Origin of the sequence: Geobacter sp. 60473, from assembly GCF_036323535.1 — a bacterium.
In the GTDB taxonomy this organism is placed as follows: Bacteria; Desulfobacterota; Desulfuromonadia; order Geobacterales; family Geobacteraceae; genus Geobacter; species Geobacter sulfurreducens.
Window position 1 is genome coordinate 950210 of sequence record NZ_AP028967.1, and the last position, 16878, is coordinate 967087.

Genomic DNA, 16878 nt, shown 5'->3' on the forward strand with positions numbered 1-16878 from the left:
CGAGAGGGGGACAATTGATGAAAAGCATAATGGTGCTGCTCCTTGTCGCTGTTCTGGTCCAGCCGGCCTTGGGTGAGACCTACCGATGGATAGATGAGCGGGGAACCGTGAATTTCACTGAGGATCCAGGCAAGGTCCCCAAAAAGTTCCGCAAGAAGATGACGGTCATCTCCGATCCCGGTTCCGTGGCGCCCGAGTTTACCGAATCGGTGGAGGAGGGCGCACAACTGAAGGCGCCGGCGGAAGGGCAGGGTACTCCGTCGCGGGGGACGTCCGAGCCGCAGCAGAACCAGGTACAGCAGCCCGAGAAGGAGAAAAAGCCGGTTTACGGCGGTAAGTCGGAGGATGCCTGGAAGGCTGAATTCGGCAGGCTCAGGAACGATATTCACCTCTATGAGAATGAGCTCGCCGACCGGAAGGCAAAACTGGCCAATCCCGCCAAAATGAGCCGCGGCGAATACCTGGGAACTCAGACCGAAGTGAAGCGGATCGAGGAAAAGCTGGCCGGACTCAGGGGAAAACTCGCGACCCTGAAAGAAAACGCCGCCAAGGCCGGGGTCCCGTTGGAGTTGCGCAAATAGGCAACCCGCACCCAGTCCCGTGTGGTGACAGTTAGTTCATACTAGAAAAGCCCGGAGATACTGCCTCCGGGCTTTTCACTGTAATTGACGTTCAGCGGGGATGCTTTCCCATATCCGTCGGTGAAAGCCGTAGCTACGCTGCGATGAACGCTCTTTGGCGACCGTTCGTTGCGGACTGCAGCTCGTGCTTCCCCTTTTTGTGGCGGTTGCGACGCGCCTGACGGATGAGAGATACACGCAAGGCGCCATTCCCTGAACGCCAATTAGTTTCTTGCTCCGGGAAAGCCGTAAACCGCTGGACCCTCTGACCTTGGCTACAGATTCCTCCAGGAAGGCGCTTAAGGCTTGCTACGTGCTTCAGCCGTGCTCAACGCGCCTGAACCCGGATACGTAATGGTTTGCTTATCCGTCAGGTCCCTCAACCGGTCAGTACCTGCTTCCCAGAGCAATTTTCAAAGATCTTTTATAAGAATTGTAAACGCCTCCTTTTGGCTGTCAAGCTGAAGGATGATAAATTTTTGTTCAAGTATATCGATGTGATATGAGAGTTGTTTGCCGTGAAGGCAGGCCGCTGCCGGGGCAGCGTCAATTGACAGTGCTCCCCCCGTTTGATAGGTTAGGTGAACTTCGAATACAACGAGGAGCGACATGCAGTTCCCGCATATAGACCCGGTCTTTTTTCGTCTCGGGCATCTGGAGTTCCGCTGGTATGGTCTGATGTACATCCTTGGGTTCATCGCTGCCTACTTTATTGTCAGGCGTGCTGCCGCTCGGCGCGGTCTCGCCCTGACCCAGGACGACGTGGCGGATGTGATCTTCTCGCTGGCGATCGGTGTGATCCTCGGTGGCCGCTTGGGTTACATTCTCTTTTATAACCTGTCCTACTACCTCTCCCATCCACTCAAACTGTTCGCTGTGTGGGAGGGAGGCATGTCGTTTCACGGCGGGCTCCTGGGCGTGATCCTGGCAGGTGCGTACGTGGCACGGCAAAAGAAAATCGGGTTTCCGCTGCTGGCCGACATCTGTGCACCGGCAGCTCCCGTGGGGCTGGGACTCGGCAGGCTTGGCAATTTCATCAACGGTGAGCTTTACGGCAGAGTGACCGACGTGCCGTGGGGAATCATTTTCCCCGGTGGCGGCGGAGTACCCCGCCATCCATCGCAGCTTTACGAAGCGGTGCTGGAGGGGCCGGTACTCTTTCTGATCCTGATGGCTGTGGGGAGGCGGGAACGTCCGGCCGGCGTGGTATTCTGGACCTTCATTTCGTTCTATGGCCTGTTCCGGTTCCTGGTTGAGTTTTTCCGGGAGCCCGACGCCCAGCTGGGGCTTCTTGCCGGACCCTTTTCCATGGGACAGTTGCTCAGTTTTCCCATGTTTCTTCTGGGCCTGGTCATGGCAGTCCTGGTTTCACGTAGAAAGGTCGCACCATAGGCCGGAAGTCATTTTGGCAGGGGGGGGAACGAAGTACGCAGGCATTTCGTCATCTCGAGCACGTTACCGTCGGCAATCTTGGTGTAGCGAACCGTGTCCATGAGCGACTTGATGATGAAGATGCCCCGGCCCCGATCCTCCAGGATGTCGAAGTCGGGAGCGGGGATCGTGTTGATGTCGAAACCCTGCCCTGAATCGTAAACCCGGATCATCAGATCCTGGTCCGATATGTTGATGTAGATGTGGACCATCTTGTCGGGATCGCCGGCATTCGCGTGTTTGATGGCATTGACCATGGCCTCGGTGAGGACGAGGTTGATATGGTATGCCAGCGTTTCCCGATCGCCGTCGTAGCGGTCCAACTCCTTGGCGATGTCCTCGCCGATCTTTCCGATGAGGCTCAGGTAGCGCGTCTGGTTCGGTACCTTGATGTCGACCTCGATCTCGTTTTTGTCCATCCCGCTCACTCCTAGAAGTTTTCCACCGCTTCCGCCGTAGAGCCGAATATTTCAAATACCCGGTGGAGCCGGGTCAACTCGAACATGGATTTGACCTGGGGTTGGAGACTGGCAAGTTTCAGGCTCCCCTGGTGGGAGATTGCGTTCTTGAAGCCGGATACCAGTGCCCCCAACCCCGAGCTGTCGATGAACCGTACTTCGGTCAGGTCCACGAGGATGTTTTTCGTTCCCGACGTGAAAAGTTCCTGCATCTTTGTCTTGAGGTCGCCGGAGTTATGGGCGTCGAGCCGTTCTTCGCGCACGAATATGATGAGAATGTCGTTTTTTGTCTCGATTTTCAGATTCATGGTCCGCTCCTTACTATATGAGTCATTCTGAATGACCTGCATGGTTATCTTCTGAAGTATCTTACACCAATTAGTCATCCCCTGCTTGCATTTTCATGAAATTCACCCTTCCAGGATCTTGAGGACAACCATGGAGATGTCGTCGTCGATGACGGTACCACCGCTGAACGATTCAACCTCGGCGAGGATGACGTCGATAATCTCATCGGACCTCTTGTCACAGTTAACCGACAGAAGCGTACAGAGTCTCGATGTGCCGAAAAATTCTCCGTCAGGATTCCGGGACTCCGTAATGCCGTCGGTGTAGAGAAGCACCACATCGCCGGGCTGGAGCTCAATCTGCTTCTCTTCGAAATCAACCCTGCGCTTCACTCCCAGGATGAGCCCCTCGGCGTCGAGCTCCATGCATGCGGTCTGACCGTTGCGAAAAATCAGCGGGGGGTTGTGCCCGGCATTCGCGTATGAAAGCAGGCGACGACGGGTGTCATAGCGGATGTAGAACATGGTGATGAAGAGTTCCGCGCCGGAGAGATCGTCATGAAGAAGCTCGTTGAGGGTTTCGAGGATTTCGCCGACGCTGCGGTCGGAGCGCGTCTGAGCGCGCAGGACGCTGCGGGTTTCAGCCATGATGAGGGCTGCGCCGACGCTGTGACCGGAGACGTCGGCAATGACCATGTCCGCCCCGGACTCGCCATGCTGGAAATAGTCGTAATAGTCTCCTCCAACGTGGGTGGCCGGCTTGCACCGGCCCGCCACGGCCATGCCGGGGAGAGTCGGCGGGGCCGAGGGGAGCAGCGAGAGCTGGATCTGCTTGGCGATTTCCATCTCCTTGACCACGCGCGCATTCTCCAGAAGAATCCGCTCCTTCTCTTCCCGCTCGCGTTCCTTGGCCTCCATTTCCGTGACGATTTTTACCGCCTGGGCCAACTGGCCGGCAAGGCTCTCCAGAAGGTTCAGGAAGGGCTCGTTGAACAGGCCGACGATGGTTCTGGAGAAGACGGACAGGATTCCGAAGGGAGGTTCACCTTTGCGGGAAATGGGAATATGGGCAAAGGACTTGATCCCTTCTTTCTGCATCAGTTCCCTGGTGAGCGGCTTGGTCATGTACTGGGTGTCGTTCACGAACTGGAGCCGGTTGCTCAGGAACGCCTCCCCGATGTAGGTTTCGATCTCTGGTTCCCAGTCTTTCCCGGCGATGCCGGCAATCCCCTTGCCGCTGTAGCTGCGGACCCGCAGCACTCCCTGTTCGTCAACCAGTCGAATGATCGCCAGATCGAGCTTGAATTCCTTCAAAAGCAGGTTGAGGAGATCGTCCATGATGATCTGCAGGTCAAGGGTCCGGTTCATGAGCTCGGAGGCCCGGAGCCGCACGTAGAGCGCTTCGCGGCTTTCGGCCAGCGATGCCTGAACGGTGCTGAATATGTCGTAGACCGGTTCCATGCGCGAACCGAGATCAGACAGGTAGCTCTCCACGATGGCGCCAGCTGCGGCTGCCCCCACGGAGCCGGCGAGGGTCTTTTCCGTAAACCGCTTCAGCTTGGGCAGCTCGAACTCCGAAACCCCCCCCTGGGCGTCGATCTCGCGCGAGCCCACGTACTCGGTGATTGCCGCGTGGGCCTGCTGGTCGCCGATGAACTTTGACATGAGATTGACGAACTGCATGATGGTCACGGGCTTCGACATCCGCTTGGTTTCCCAGGGGACGCCGTTTTTCCGTGCCGTGAATACGTCGACGAACTTCCGCACCTGCTCTTTTTCCCGGTCCTTCTGGCGAAGGACGATGGACAGGGTCAGGTATCCCCCGACGTTGAAAAGGAGGCTCCAGAAGAGGGAGTGGGTCCAGATGTCGAACCCTGTGAGGCCGAAGAGCTCCGTCGGCTTGAGCAGGGCTATGCCGAAGGGTCCCTGGTCGAGGATTGCGCGGGGAAGCCATCCGGATATGATGATGGACGGCAGGAGAAGGGTATAGAACCAGAAAATGAAGCCGAGGACGATGCCGGTCAGGGCGCCGGATTTGTTCCCCCTGCGCCAGTAGAGTCCCCCCAGGAGAGCGGGGCCGAACTGTGCCGCGGCAGCGAAGGAGATCAGCCCCATGTTCACGAGCATGAACGTTTCGCCAACCACGGTCTGATAGATATAGCCGAGAAAAACCACGACAAAGATGCAGAGTCGCTTCAGGTTGATGAGCATGGTGGGAAACCAGGGGCGAGGCTTGAGTTTCACCACGATGGGCATCAGGAGGTGGTTGAGGAACATGGTGGAAATGGCGACCGACTCCACGATGATCATGCCTGCGGTCGCCGAAAAACCTCCCAGGAAGGCCAGAAGGGCCAGCCAGGAGTGGCCTGTCTGGAGGGGGAGGGTGAGTACGAAGAAGTCGGCGCCCAGGACTCCTCCGGTCTGGAGTATCCCCCCCAGCGCGATGGGCATCACAAAGAGGTTTATCAGGAACATGTAGGCGGGGAAGAGCCACATGGCCTTCTTGATATGCTCCTCGTCCGAGTTCTCGATGACCATTACGTGGAACTGGCGGGGGAGAAGCATGATGGCACCCATGGAAAGGTAGAGCGTCGTGAACCAGCGGGCGTGGGAGGTTGTGGAGGAGCCCCCAATGGTGGTCAGATTGTCCAGCAGGTGGCCCTGGGCATCGATGCGAGCGAAGATGTCACCGAAACCGTCGAAGATTCCATAGGTAACGTAGATGCCCACAGCCATGAAGGCCACGAGTTTGACAATGGACTCCACGGCAATTGCGGCGACCAGCCCTTCGTGGCGTTCGGTGGAAACCAGCTTGCGGGCTCCGAAGATGACGCTGAAGACGCTCAGGATCACCGCGGCAAAGAAGTTGGTGTGGAGCGAAACCGGGTAGTTGGTGTGCAGAAGCGGGAGTTGGACGTAAGGGTAGCCGCAGATGATGTCGAAGGTGGTTGAGACCGCCTTGAGCTGGAGTGCTATGTAGGGCATGATCCCCACGATGGCGATGACCGTAACCACAGCGCCGAGCCACTGGGATTTACCATAGCGGGAGCTGATGAAGTCGGCGATGGACGTGATGTTGTTTTCCTTGCAGATTCGCACGATCTTGCGCAGGAAAAACCACCAGGAAAAAGCGACCAGCGTGGGCCCCAGGTAGACGAGCAGGAAGTCGATTCCGGTAGTCGCGGCCTTGCCGACGCTGCCGTAGAACGTCCAGGACGTGTGATAGACGGCAATGGAAAGGGTGTAGACCAGAGGGTTGGCAATAACACTCCGGCCCTCTTCCTTTTTCTTGTCGGCGTAGTACGCAACCATGAAGAGGAAGACAATGTAGAGCAGCGATATGCCGACCACCAGTTCGATGCTGAGGATCAACGGTGATCTCCTTCGTCGTGGTCGTCATCGGGAAGATCAATGGCCTTGGTGAAGAGGTAGATGACGAAGATGGAAACCACCCACCCGGCCTGGAAATAGAGGTAAAGTTGCGGAATGTCGAAGATCCGCAACGGTTTGTTGAATATCTGGGTGAAGGGGTAATTCATCATGATGATCCCCAGCACAAAGAAGATCACCCATGATTCCCTGAGTCGCAACCGCTTGAGGATGGCGCCGTTCAGCTTTTTCCACATGGGAGCAGCTCCAGTCCGTGGAGCACCTTGTCAACCATCGCTGACTCGGTGTCCGACGTGTCGATGCACATAAGGGTCCCCTCCATGGCCGAGGGGGGGTCGAATTCGCCTTTTTGCCGGAGGTAGACCTCCCAGGTCCCGTCCGAGGGCTCGCTCCGGTCTTTCTGCCGCGCATTGAGCCGGCTGCGGATTGTCGGCTCGGGGCAGACCGCATGCAGGATGACGAACGGCGTCCCGGCGTCCCGTGCCAGGGCCCCGAACCGCTCCCGGTCGGCGCGCCGGCGGAAGGTGGCATCCACAACGATGCTGCGGCCGCCCCCAAGGGCTGCCCGCGCCCGGCGCTCCAGTTCCTCGTATGTCAGCAGCGAGAACCGGTCCGTGTAAATCCCTGCGCCGTAACCTTCCTCCGGCCGCTCCGTGGAGCGTAGTCCAGCAAGCTCCTTTCTTACCACATCGGAGGAGGCGATTTCCAGCCCCAGGTCCAGGGAGAGCTCCCGTGACAGACGGCTTTTCCCCGTACCGCTCAGTCCGCAGGTAATGAAAAGGGTTGGCGGAAGTCCTTGCCTCACCGCATAGCCCCGTGCCAGGCGAAAGTAGCGGGATGCCCGTACCGCGGCTGCCTGCTTTTCGTTCTCCGGTATCTGCGGATCTGAGAGCCGCATGCTCTCCACTTTACCCCGGACAAAGGCCCGATACACCTTGTAGAAGTCGATCATTTCGACGACGCTCGCATCGTTGGTGATCCGTATGTACTCGTCCAAGAAAGCGGCGCCCAGGTCAGGCCGGAGGACGAAGTCGAAGTCCATGAGCAGAAAGGCGATGTCTGCCGCAGTGTCGCCGTAGCGGAACCGATTGTTGAATTCGATGCAGTCGAAAATGCAGACGCCGCCGTCGGCGCCGAGGCAGATATTTTCCATGTGAATATCGCCGTTGCCGTCGCGGATGCGGCCGTCCCCGACCCGCGCGGCAAAGAGGTCGACCCGCTCCGCCATGAACCGTTCGACCCATCCCCTGATGAAGTCGTGATCCCCCGCGCTCAGAGTGATGCCGCAGTAGGGGCGAGTCTGCTGGAAGTTTTCCACCCAGTTGGCATTGATAGTGACGAGGTCGCCGAACGAATCAATTTCAGGGCTGCGTTCCGCCTCCAGGTGAAAGGCGCCGACAACGCGCGCCACGGCCCGGACCTCCGGCTCTCCGGCCAGCCCGGCTGAAAGCAGCCGGTCGAGCATGCGGTCCGCCGGCAGCCGCTTCATTTTGACCGCGTGATCGATGACCTGTCCTTTGCCGACGAACGCGGCTCCACCCGGAGTATCACGCACCTCTGCCACGCCGAGATAGATGTCGGGACAGAGCCTGCGGTTGAGGCGAACCTCCTCTTCGCAGTAGAAACGGCGCCGGTCCGGGGTTGAAAAGTTGAGGAAGCCGAAGTCTACGGGCTTTTTTACCTTGTAGGCGAAGTTGTCGGTGAGAAAGATGTACGAGACGTGGGTCTGGACCAACTCCACGGAACCGGTCGGATCCGGGTAGGCGGAAGGCTTCAGCAGTGACCGAACGTGGTGTTGTTCCATACAGCTTCCATGGGAAGAAAAGTTATGTCAACAGTACCACAAACCCCGGTCGGTGCAAGGTTCCGGAGCCCAGAGAAACATTTGACGGTGTGGGGTTAATGTGCTAGCTTTCTTCCAAGGTTGCAGGCATGTTTCCTCCGGTGTCGACTGTCTTTAGGACGGTGCGGATCACGACTTCAGGATCATTCCACGACAACGGAATCCATTGTGTGGCGAGTGGGGCTTCGGCTGCCCCCGTCCATCGTCGCGTGCCCGCGATCGACCGTCACGGCAGGTGTCTCCATGAATACGACAACCGTTGCAGCGCTCTTGACCCTTTTTCTTGTTGTTTCCGGCTGCGCTACCAGTGGAGCGGTAGGAGCGCTGCCCGCCAATGAGGTGAGTTTCAAGCCGACTGTTGACATCGCCGGATCGCGCGCCCTGTATATTTTCGCCAGAGCGCGGCTGCAACTGCTGGAGGGAGACGTTGACGGAGCTCTGACGCTGCTCAACGGCGCCATCGAAGCAGACCCGACTTCAGCATATCTCCATACCTCGGTTGCTGAGATCTACATGAAGACGGGGCGAGCGGAAGACGCCCTCAAGGCGTGTGAGAATGCCATCAGGCTCGACCCGTCGTACCGCCAGGCCCGACTGCTGGCCGGTGCCATTCTGGCCAGTCTCAAGCGCGACAGAGATGCGGTTCCCCATCTGGAAAAGGCCATCGAGCTCGATCCGTCGCGGGAAGAGGCCTACGTCCATCTGGCCGTATCCTACCTGAAGCTGTTCGAGTACGAGAAGGCGGTAAATACGCTCAAGTCCCTCGTCAAGGTCAAGCCCGAATCGTCCCTCGGTTACTATTACCTGGGCAAGGCCTACGACCAGATGAAGCTCCAGAAGGAGGCCGCCAACTATTACAAAAAGGCCATTGAGCTGAAGCCGGACTTTGAGCAGGCCATCATCGAACTGGGGATCGTCCAGGAGGGAATGGGGCTCCACGATGATGCCATTGCCACCTACAAGAACCTGCTGGATGTCAATCCTTACAATCTGAACGTCCTGCAGCACCTGGTTCAGATTTACCTGCAGCAGCAGGAGTACGATGAGGCGCTTCCCCTCCTCAAGGGACTCAAGGAAAAGGGGATCGGCGGGTTGGAGACGTCTCGCAAGATTGGTCTCATCTACCTGGAGAGCGAGCGGTACGACGAGGCAATCGCCGAATTCCGGGACATTCTGGAGCGTGAGCCAAATGCCCTGCAAATCCGCTTCTACCTGGCGACCGCCTATGAAGAAAAGGAAGAATACAGTCGGGCGCTGGAGGAGTTCGGCCGGATACCCCCCGGCTCCTTTAACTATTTCGAGGCAGTCGGGCACATGGCGTTCATCCACAAGGATATGGGGAATCCCGAAAAGGGGATAGCGGTCCTGAAGGATGCCATTGCCACATACCCGAGCCATCTGGAGCTTCACCTCTATCTGGCAGGGCTATACGAGTCCCTCGACCACTACACCGAGGGCCTGGCGGTGCTGAAGGCGGTGGAAGAGGAGTTCGGGGGCGACCCGCGCCTGCACTTCCGCATGGGCACCCTTTACGACAAGATGGGGAACAAGGACGAGTCCATCGCCCGGATGAAGAAGGTGCTGACCATCGCGCCGGATGATGCCCAGGCGCTGAACTATCTGGGGTATACCTATGCGGAACTCGGTATAAAATTGGACGAGGCATTGCAATATCTCAGAAAGGCGGTTGAACTCCGTCCCAACGATGGGTTCATCCTCGACAGTCTCGGCTGGGTCTATTTCAAGCTGAAACGCTACGATGAGGCGATACCGCTCCTTGAACGGGCCGCAAAGCTCGTCGACGACGACTTCACCATCATGGAACATCTGGCTGACGCCTATGCGGCCCGGCGTGAGCACCGCAAGGCCCTTGATCTCTACCGGAAGATCCTGGAAGCAGAGCCCGGCCGCAAGGATATCATCGAGAAGAAGCGCAAGGTGAGGGGGGAGAGCTCGGAAAAATGACGTTCCGATGGATCGGCTGCCTTCTTGCCCTGCTGCTTGTCGTTTCGTGCAGCGGTGGAGACCGCGCGAAGGCCCCTGCCGTGCGCGGACAGGGCACGCCCGCTTACGGTGACGCCATCGTGGTGGGCACCATTGGCGAACCGTCGAACCTGCTTCCCTTGCTGGCGTCCGACTCGGCATCCCATGAGGTGGCTGGAAATGTCTTCAATGGCCTTGTCCGCTATGACAAGAACCTGAATCTTGAGGGAGACCTGGCAGAGTCGTGGCAGGTTTCCCCCGACGGGCTCACTATCACCTTCCGGCTCCGCAAGGGGGTAACGTGGCACGACGGTAAGGAGTTCACCTCCCGTGACGTGCTCTATACCTACCGGGTGACTGTCGATCCTAAGACCCCCACAGCGTATGCCGAGGACTTTAAACAGGTCGAGACCGCCGAGGCACCCGATCCCTACACCTTCCGCGTCACCTATGCCAAGCCGTTCGCCCCTGCGTTGGCCTCCTGGGGGATGGGAATTCTCCCGGCTCACCTGCTGGAAGGGAAGGACATCACCAAGAGTGAACTCTCCCGTCGTCCCGTCGGAACCGGGCCCTACCGGTTCAAGGAATGGGTCGCCGGTCAGAAGATCGTCCTCGAATCCTATCACGACTACTACGAGGGTCGCCCGTACATCGACCGTTACATCTACCGGATCATTCCCGACAATTCCACCATGTACCTGGAACTCAAGGCAGGCGGTGTGGACCTGATGGGACTCTCGCCGGTCCAGTACGCCCGGCAGACGGATACCCCCGAGTTTAGCTCCCGCTTCGCCAAGTACCGCTATCCGGCCTCAGCCTACACCTACCTGGGGTACAATCTGAAAAATCCCCTTTTTGCCGATCGTCGCGTGCGCCAGGCCATTGCCCATGCCCTCAGCAAGGACGAGATCATTCACGGTGTACTCCTGGGACTCGGTCAAGTGGCAGTGGGACCCTTCAAGCCGGGGACCTGGGCCTACAACCCCACGGTTCGCGATCCGGGCTACGACCCGGTCCGGGCCAGACAACTGCTTGCCGAAGCGGGGTGGCGCGCAACCGGCCCCGACGGCATCCTGATGAAGGACGGCAAGCCGTTGAGCTTCACCATTCTGACGAACCAGGGCAATGACCAGAGGCTCAAGACCGCCCAGATCATCCAGCGCCGGCTGCGCAAGGTCGGGATCGACGTGAAGATCCGGGTGCTGGAATGGGCGTCGCTCCTGACCAATTTCATCGACAAGCGGAATTTCGATGCCCTCATCATGGGGTGGACGATCCCACAGGACCCCGATCTTTTCGATGTCTGGCATTCGAGCAAGACCGGTCCCAAGGAACTGAATTTCGTCGGCTTCAAAAACGATGAGGTGGACCGCCTGATCGAGGAGGGCCGCCGCACTTTCGACCAGGAGAAGCGCAGGCGTTGCTACTGGCGCATCCAGGAGATTCTGGCCGAGGAGCAGCCCTACACCTTTCTGTACGTCCCCGATGCCCTGCCCGCGGTGAGCGCCCGGTTCCGGGGGATCGAACCCGCGCCGGCCGGCATCATGTACAACTTCATCCGCTGGTACGTGCCGAATGAAGAGCAGGTGCACTGACATGGCCGCCTATATCTTCAAGCGACTCCTGGCCATGATCCCGCTGCTGTTCGGGATCACCCTCATCACCTTCGTGGTGATCCGGCTCGCCCCCGGGGAGCCGGTGGAGGCCATGACCGCCATGAGCCCCAAGATCACCGCCGAGACCCGCGAGCGGCTCCGGGAGTTCTACGGACTCGACAAGCCGCTCCATGAGCAGTACGTTTCCTGGGTCGGCCGCATCGTGAGGCTCGACTTCGGCCGCTCCTTCGCCCCGGACAACCGGCCGGTGACCGACAAGATCGCCGAGAGGATCCCGGTGACCCTCTCCCTGAACATCATCGCCCTGATCCTGGAATTCGGCCTTGCCATCCCCATCGGCATCTTTGCCGCCACCCACCGGGACACCATCTATGACAAGGGCATAACCCTCTTCGTCTTTCTCGGGTTCGCCGTGCCGACCTTCTGGCTGGCGCTGCTGCTGATGTACTTGTTCGGGGTCAAGCTGGGATGGCTTCCCATTTCGGGGCTCCACTCCCTGGGGAGCGAAAATCTCTCGCCCCTGGCATGGTTCGCGGATATGGTAAAGCACCTGGTGTTGCCCGTGTTCGTGGCAACTTTCGGTAGTCTGGCGGGGCTGTCACGCTACATGCGCTCGAACATGCTGGAGGTGATCCGCCAGGACTACATCACCACGGCCCGGGCCAAGGGGTTGTCCGAGCGCGTGGTCATTTACCGCCACGCCCTGCGCAACGCACTGCTGCCCGTCATCACGCTTCTGGGTTTTTCCCTGCCTGGGCTCATCGGAGGGAGTGTCATCTTCGAGACGATTTTCGCCATCCCGGGCATGGGACAGCTCTTCTATCAAGGGGTCATGGCCCGCGACTATCCGCTCGTCATGGGGATTCTCGTCATCGGGGCATTCCTCACGCTCATCGGCAATCTGCTGGCCGATGTCTGCTATGCCATGGCCGATCCGCGCATCCGGCACGGAAGGGGGTAGGGGATGGCCTTCCGCGACAGCTGGTTCCATACGGTCTTCTGGAAACGTTTCCGGCGCAACCGTTTCGCCCTGGCCGGTGGCATGGTTGTGGTGGTGCTCTTTGCAATCTCGTTCCTGGCTCCCTACATCACCCCCTGGGACCCGGACGCCATCGACGCCTACCGCGTCCTGCTCCCCCCGTCGGCCGAACACTGGTTCGGCACCGACGAACTGGGGCGGGACGTCTTTACCCGTGTCATCTACGGGGCCAGGATCTCGCTCAAGGTGGGATTCGTATCAGTAGGCATTGCCGTGATCATCGGCACGGTGCTCGGTCTGGTTTCCGGTTTCTACGGCGGGCTTGTCGATACGGTCACCATGCGGTTCGTGGACATCATGCTCTGCTTTCCCACGTTTTTTCTCATCCTCGCGGTGATCGCCTTTCTGGAGCCGTCCATCTGGTACATTATGGCCATCATCGGCCTCACGGGCTGGATGGGGGTGGCCCGGCTCGTGCGGGCCGAGGTGCTGTCGCTGCGGGAGAGGGACTTCGTGCTGGCGGCCCGTGCCCTCGGCGCATCGGATGTGCGGATACTGTTCCGCCATATCCTGCCGAACGCCGTATCGCCGGTCCTGGTGTCCGCCACCCTTGGCGTGGCCGGCGCAATTCTCACCGAATCGGCTCTGTCCTTTCTCGGCATCGGGGTCCAGCCCCCCACGCCGAGCTGGGGCAACATCCTCACCTCCGGCAAGGACTACATCGAGTTCGCCTGGTGGCTTTCGCTGTTTCCCGGCGGAGCCATCCTGGTGACCGTTCTGGCCTACAATTTGTTGGGCGAGGGAATCAGGGACGCCCTTGATCCGCGGGTCTGATCTTTTTAACAAGCAAAGGTGGTTGCATGACAACATCCTATTCACCGGCCGCCGAGCTCGAAGGCGAGCTCGTCATTGATAAGGCCGATTTCGTCATCGCTTCGGTGGAGGACGAGATCCGTGCCGACAACCTCTGCCGCAAGCTTCTCTCGCGGTTCTACTTTTCCCTGCTCGAACAGGGAGTCGATCCCCGGGAAGCCACGCTGCTCGCCAGCGGGGCCGACCATTTCGTTCGCGATTTCGTCGTGGGCTTCATGCATCGCAGTCTCTTCGACGATCAGCCGGGCATCGTCCGTCGGTTCGGGGGCAACTGGTACATCGTTCATACGGTGGAACCCTCCGTCGAGGAACTGGCGATCCACCTGGCAGGCGTGCGGGCTTTCTACCGGTTCCTGCTGGAGCGGGACTTGCTGGATGGGGCGTTTTTTGAGGAAATAGACCGAGAGTGCTCTGATCTTCCTTATTATGAAGAGCGGATCAAGGCATTCTGGGCCATCGAAGGGGACGGCTATCTCGCCTGGGAGCGGGAGTGCTCGTTGAAACAGTGGTGAACGGATCAAGGAGGATAGCTATGAAGTTGGCGAAATGGTTGCTTGGACCGCTGGCGGTGCTGGGTATCCTTGCCGGTTGTGCCACGAGCATGACCGACATCAAGGGTTTCAACATGATTTCCATCGAGCAGGAGAAGGAATTGGGCAACAAGTTTGCCGTGGAGATCGAAAAGCAGCAGCAACCCGTGAACGACCCGGAGGTCCAGCGCTACGTGGACAAGGTGGGCAGGCGGTTGCTGTCCGGTGCCCGGGCGGTGGAATTCGACTACATCTTCAAGGTGGTGAAGGATGACAGCGTCAATGCGTTCGCCATCCCCGGCGGACGTGTGTATGTGCACACAGGCCTGCTGAAGGCGGCTGACAACGAAACGGAGCTGGCCGGCGTCCTGGCCCACGAGATCAATCATGCGGTCGCCCGTCACGGCACCAGGCAGATGACTCAGGAGTATGGCTATTCTCTGGTCCTTTCACTTGTCCTGGGGGACAACCCCAACATGCTGGCGCAGCTGGCCGGCCAACTCTTCGGGAAGGCAGGCATGATGTCATACAGCCGGGAATACGAAAACCAGGCAGATTTTCTCGGCGTGGAGACCATGTACAAGGCCGGATATAACCCCAACGGCCTGACGAGCTTTTTCCAGAAGCTGAACGCGATGGACGGCGGTACCCAGAGCAACGTGGCCCGGTTCTTTTCGACCCATCCCCTTACGTCGGAGCGGATTCAACGGGTGCAGGCCGAGATCGCCAAGCTTCCTCCCCAGCGCTATCTGACGGACGAGACGGAATTCAAGAACATAAAGGGGCGGCTCAAGTAACCATGGACACCGATTGGAGTAATCTCGCCGTCAGACTTGAACGTCTGCTCGAACGGTTTGAACGGATCATTGACCGCCATGATCCGGTTCTTCCCCGGGATCCGGCCTTTTTCGACGGAGCCATTGCCTTCCGCTGGCGCCGGTCGGGTGAACAAGGCACGTTCGAGCCGGTGGCGCATCCCCATCTTCCCGATCCTGCCGATCTGGTTGGCATTGATCTGGTCCGCGAGGACTTGATCCGGAATACCGCCCAGTTCATGGACGGCTACCCCGCCAACAACGTCTTGCTGTGGGGGGAGCGGGGCACCGGCAAATCGACCTGCGTCAAGGGAATGCTCCGGCTGTTTGCGGACCGTGGACTGCGGCTCGTGGAGGTCCAGCGGGACGATCTGATGAGCCTGCCGACTCTCATTGCCGCCCTGAGATCGGTGCCGCGGCGCTTCATCCTTTTCTGTGACGATCTCTCGTTCGGCGAAGGGGAGGGAGGATACCGGGAGCTCAAGGCTCTTCTTGAAGGCAGCATCGAGGCAAAGCCGACGAATATCCTGTTCTATGCCACCTCTAACCGTCGCCACCTGCTTCCCGAGCGGATGGAGGATAATCTCAGCAGCGAGATCCACCCCGAAGAGGCCGTGTCCGAAAAGCTCTCCTTGGCCGACCGGTTCGGCATGGCGCTGGGGTTCTATCCGTTCAGCCAGGACGTATATCTGTCCATCGTTGAGCGATATGCGGAAAAATTCGCTCTTCCCATGGAGCGGGAGGCGCTCCGGAAAGAAGCGCATCTGTGGGCCATGTACCGTGGAAGCCGGTCGGGACGCTCTGCCCGTCAGTTTATCGATGATCTTGCCGGGCGGCTCGGTGTCAGGCTCAACGATCGTTGATGGCTACATGCGGAGCAAAGGTCCATGGGTACAACAGTAGTGCGAAGCAATGATACGATGCTGGAGGAAGAGGCATGAGTCAGCCCGGTCCCGACGTGGATCGCCCCCCCTGTTGAGGTCCAAAGACGCCTGCGGTCAGCGGGACCATTAACGAAAATGTGCCGGGTTTCCTTCGTTGGCTCGATACCCCGGCGGGGCGCGTGCCGGTCATCTCCACGCAACTGGCGATGCGCGATACCCTCGGAGCCTGGCAGGCACGCTGGGGTATCGGACGCATGTCGTACTTGGTGCCGCCCGGTCTGTACGCCATTGGCGCTCCCGGCCCCGGGACCCCGGTGGTGGTCACTGCCAACTACAAGATGAGCTACGATAGTGTCCGGTGGGAGCTGGCCGGCAGAGACATCTGGCTTCTGGTTCTGGAAACCCACGGCATTAATGTCTGGTGCGCCGCCGGCAAGGGGACCTTCGGCACCGACGAGATCGTCAAGCGAGTCGGCCTCACCAGTTTGTCGCGGATAGTGAATCACCGCACGCTGCTGCTGCCAATGCTGGGGGCTCCCGGTGTGGCTGCCCATCTGGTGCGACAGCGCACTGGCTTTAAGGTCAGGTATGCCACTATCCGGGCCGCAGACCTGCCGGCATATCTGGATAACGGCATGATCGCGACGTCTGCCATGCGGCAGCTCACGTTCACAACTGTCGAACGGCTTGTTCTCACCCCCATCGAGCTGGTTGCCGCCTGTAAATGGGGGCTGCCTGTCATGGCTCTGATTGTGCTGGCCGCGGGATTTTCGGATGGGGCATTCTCTCCAGAGAGGGCGGTTCCCGCGGCTATCGCCTGGGGGGCGACGATCGCGACCGGAGCCGTTGGCGCTCCACTTCTGCTGCCATGGCTTCCCGGCCGAAGCTTTGCTGTGAAGGGGGCCTCGCTCGGCCTGCTGCTCGCGGCTCTCCTTGTCTGGTCCGGGCGCGGCATGGTCTCTCTTCACGAGGTCGCAGCGCTCTTTTTCATTACCCCCGCTGTCTGCTCATTCCTCGCCCTGACGTTTACCGGAAGTACGCCCTTTACCTCGCGTTCGGGTGTCAAGAAGGAGATGCGGGTCGCCCTTCCCGTCATGACCGCCGCGCTCGTGGCAGGGCTCACGTCATGGCTGTTCGGCAGTTTCCTGTTATCTTGACCGGGAGGTAGC

The 16878-nt window shown here is 59.3% G+C and carries 15 protein-coding genes; 10 read left to right on the forward strand and 5 right to left on the reverse strand.

Annotation, left to right across the window (positions count from 1 at the left end):
• The first annotated feature begins 17 nt into the window (after positions 1–17).
• Together AABA48_RS04250 and lgt are read left to right on the forward strand one after the other, a co-directional pair.
• On the forward strand, positions 18–581 hold the full coding sequence (locus tag AABA48_RS04250; RefSeq protein ID WP_324312005.1) for a DUF4124 domain-containing protein: 564 nt from the start codon (positions 18–20) through the stop codon (positions 579–581).
• Positions 582–1229: 648 nt separating this feature from the next.
• Positions 1230–2012, forward strand: coding sequence for a prolipoprotein diacylglyceryl transferase (gene lgt, locus AABA48_RS04255; RefSeq protein ID WP_286349920.1), 783 nt, complete (start codon positions 1230–1232; stop codon positions 2010–2012).
• Positions 2013–2020: 8 nt separating this feature from the next.
• On the opposite strand, the gene AABA48_RS04260 is transcribed toward lgt, so the two are convergent.
• The 5 genes from AABA48_RS04260 to AABA48_RS04280 all read right to left on the reverse strand — a co-directional run bounded on the left by AABA48_RS04260 (position 2021) and on the right by AABA48_RS04280 (position 7990).
• Positions 2021–2470 carry an ATP-binding protein gene (locus tag AABA48_RS04260; protein ID WP_286349919.1) on the reverse strand — a complete coding sequence of 150 codons (450 nt, stop codon included), beginning with the start codon at positions 2468–2470 and terminating at the stop codon, positions 2021–2023.
• An 11-nt stretch (positions 2471–2481) separates the two neighbouring features.
• Positions 2482–2817, reverse strand: a complete 336-nt coding sequence (locus AABA48_RS04265) for an STAS domain-containing protein (protein ID WP_286349918.1) — start codon at positions 2815–2817, stop codon at positions 2482–2484.
• Between the two features lie 102 nt (positions 2818–2919).
• A complete protein-coding gene (locus AABA48_RS04270) occupies positions 2920–6168 on the reverse strand; it encodes a sodium:solute symporter family transporter (RefSeq protein WP_286349917.1) in 3249 nt (1082 codons plus the stop codon).
• Positions 6165–6422 carry a hypothetical protein gene (locus AABA48_RS04275; protein ID WP_286349916.1) on the reverse strand — a complete coding sequence of 86 codons (258 nt, stop codon included), beginning with the start codon at positions 6420–6422 and terminating at the stop codon, positions 6165–6167. Before AABA48_RS04275 ends, AABA48_RS04270 begins: the two co-directional genes overlap by 4 nt.
• Positions 6407–7990 (reverse strand): bifunctional aminoglycoside phosphotransferase/ATP-binding protein, encoded by a 1584-nt coding sequence (locus AABA48_RS04280; protein ID WP_286349915.1) that lies wholly within the window; start codon positions 7988–7990, stop codon positions 6407–6409. The genes AABA48_RS04275 and AABA48_RS04280 overlap by 16 nt, the downstream gene beginning before the upstream one ends.
• Before the next feature lie 282 nt (positions 7991–8272).
• On the opposite strand from AABA48_RS04280, the gene AABA48_RS04285 reads away from it, so the two are divergent.
• From AABA48_RS04285 to hgcA, 8 genes are all read left to right on the forward strand, one after another.
• Positions 8273–9994 carry a tetratricopeptide repeat protein gene (locus AABA48_RS04285; protein WP_286349914.1) on the forward strand — a complete coding sequence of 574 codons (1722 nt, stop codon included), beginning with the start codon at positions 8273–8275 and terminating at the stop codon, positions 9992–9994.
• A complete protein-coding gene (locus tag AABA48_RS04290) occupies positions 9991–11607 on the forward strand; it encodes a peptide-binding protein (RefSeq protein ID WP_286349913.1) in 1617 nt (538 codons plus the stop codon). The genes AABA48_RS04285 and AABA48_RS04290 overlap by 4 nt, the downstream gene beginning before the upstream one ends.
• Before the next feature lies 1 nt (position 11608).
• Positions 11609–12589 carry an ABC transporter permease gene (locus tag AABA48_RS04295; RefSeq protein ID WP_286349912.1) on the forward strand — a complete coding sequence of 327 codons (981 nt, stop codon included), beginning with the start codon at positions 11609–11611 and terminating at the stop codon, positions 12587–12589.
• Between the two features lie 3 nt (positions 12590–12592).
• A complete protein-coding gene (opp4C, locus tag AABA48_RS04300) occupies positions 12593–13441 on the forward strand; it encodes an oligopeptide ABC transporter permease (protein WP_039645266.1) in 849 nt (282 codons plus the stop codon).
• Positions 13442–13467: 26 nt separating this feature from the next.
• Positions 13468–13992 carry a hypothetical protein gene (locus AABA48_RS04305; protein ID WP_286349911.1) on the forward strand — a complete coding sequence of 175 codons (525 nt, stop codon included), beginning with the start codon at positions 13468–13470 and terminating at the stop codon, positions 13990–13992.
• Between the two features lie 20 nt (positions 13993–14012).
• On the forward strand, positions 14013–14807 hold the full coding sequence (locus AABA48_RS04310) for a M48 family metallopeptidase (RefSeq protein WP_286349910.1): 795 nt from the start codon (positions 14013–14015) through the stop codon (positions 14805–14807).
• Positions 14808–14809: 2 nt separating this feature from the next.
• A complete protein-coding gene (locus AABA48_RS04315) occupies positions 14810–15688 on the forward strand; it encodes an ATP-binding protein (RefSeq protein WP_286349909.1) in 879 nt (292 codons plus the stop codon).
• A gap of 74 nt (positions 15689–15762) precedes the next feature.
• The gene (hgcA, locus tag AABA48_RS04320) at positions 15763–16866 is read left to right on the forward strand and encodes a mercury methylation corrinoid protein HgcA (RefSeq protein ID WP_262421263.1); all 1104 of its coding nucleotides are present in this window, start codon (positions 15763–15765) and stop codon (positions 16864–16866) included.
• Positions 16867–16878 lie beyond the last annotated feature (12 nt).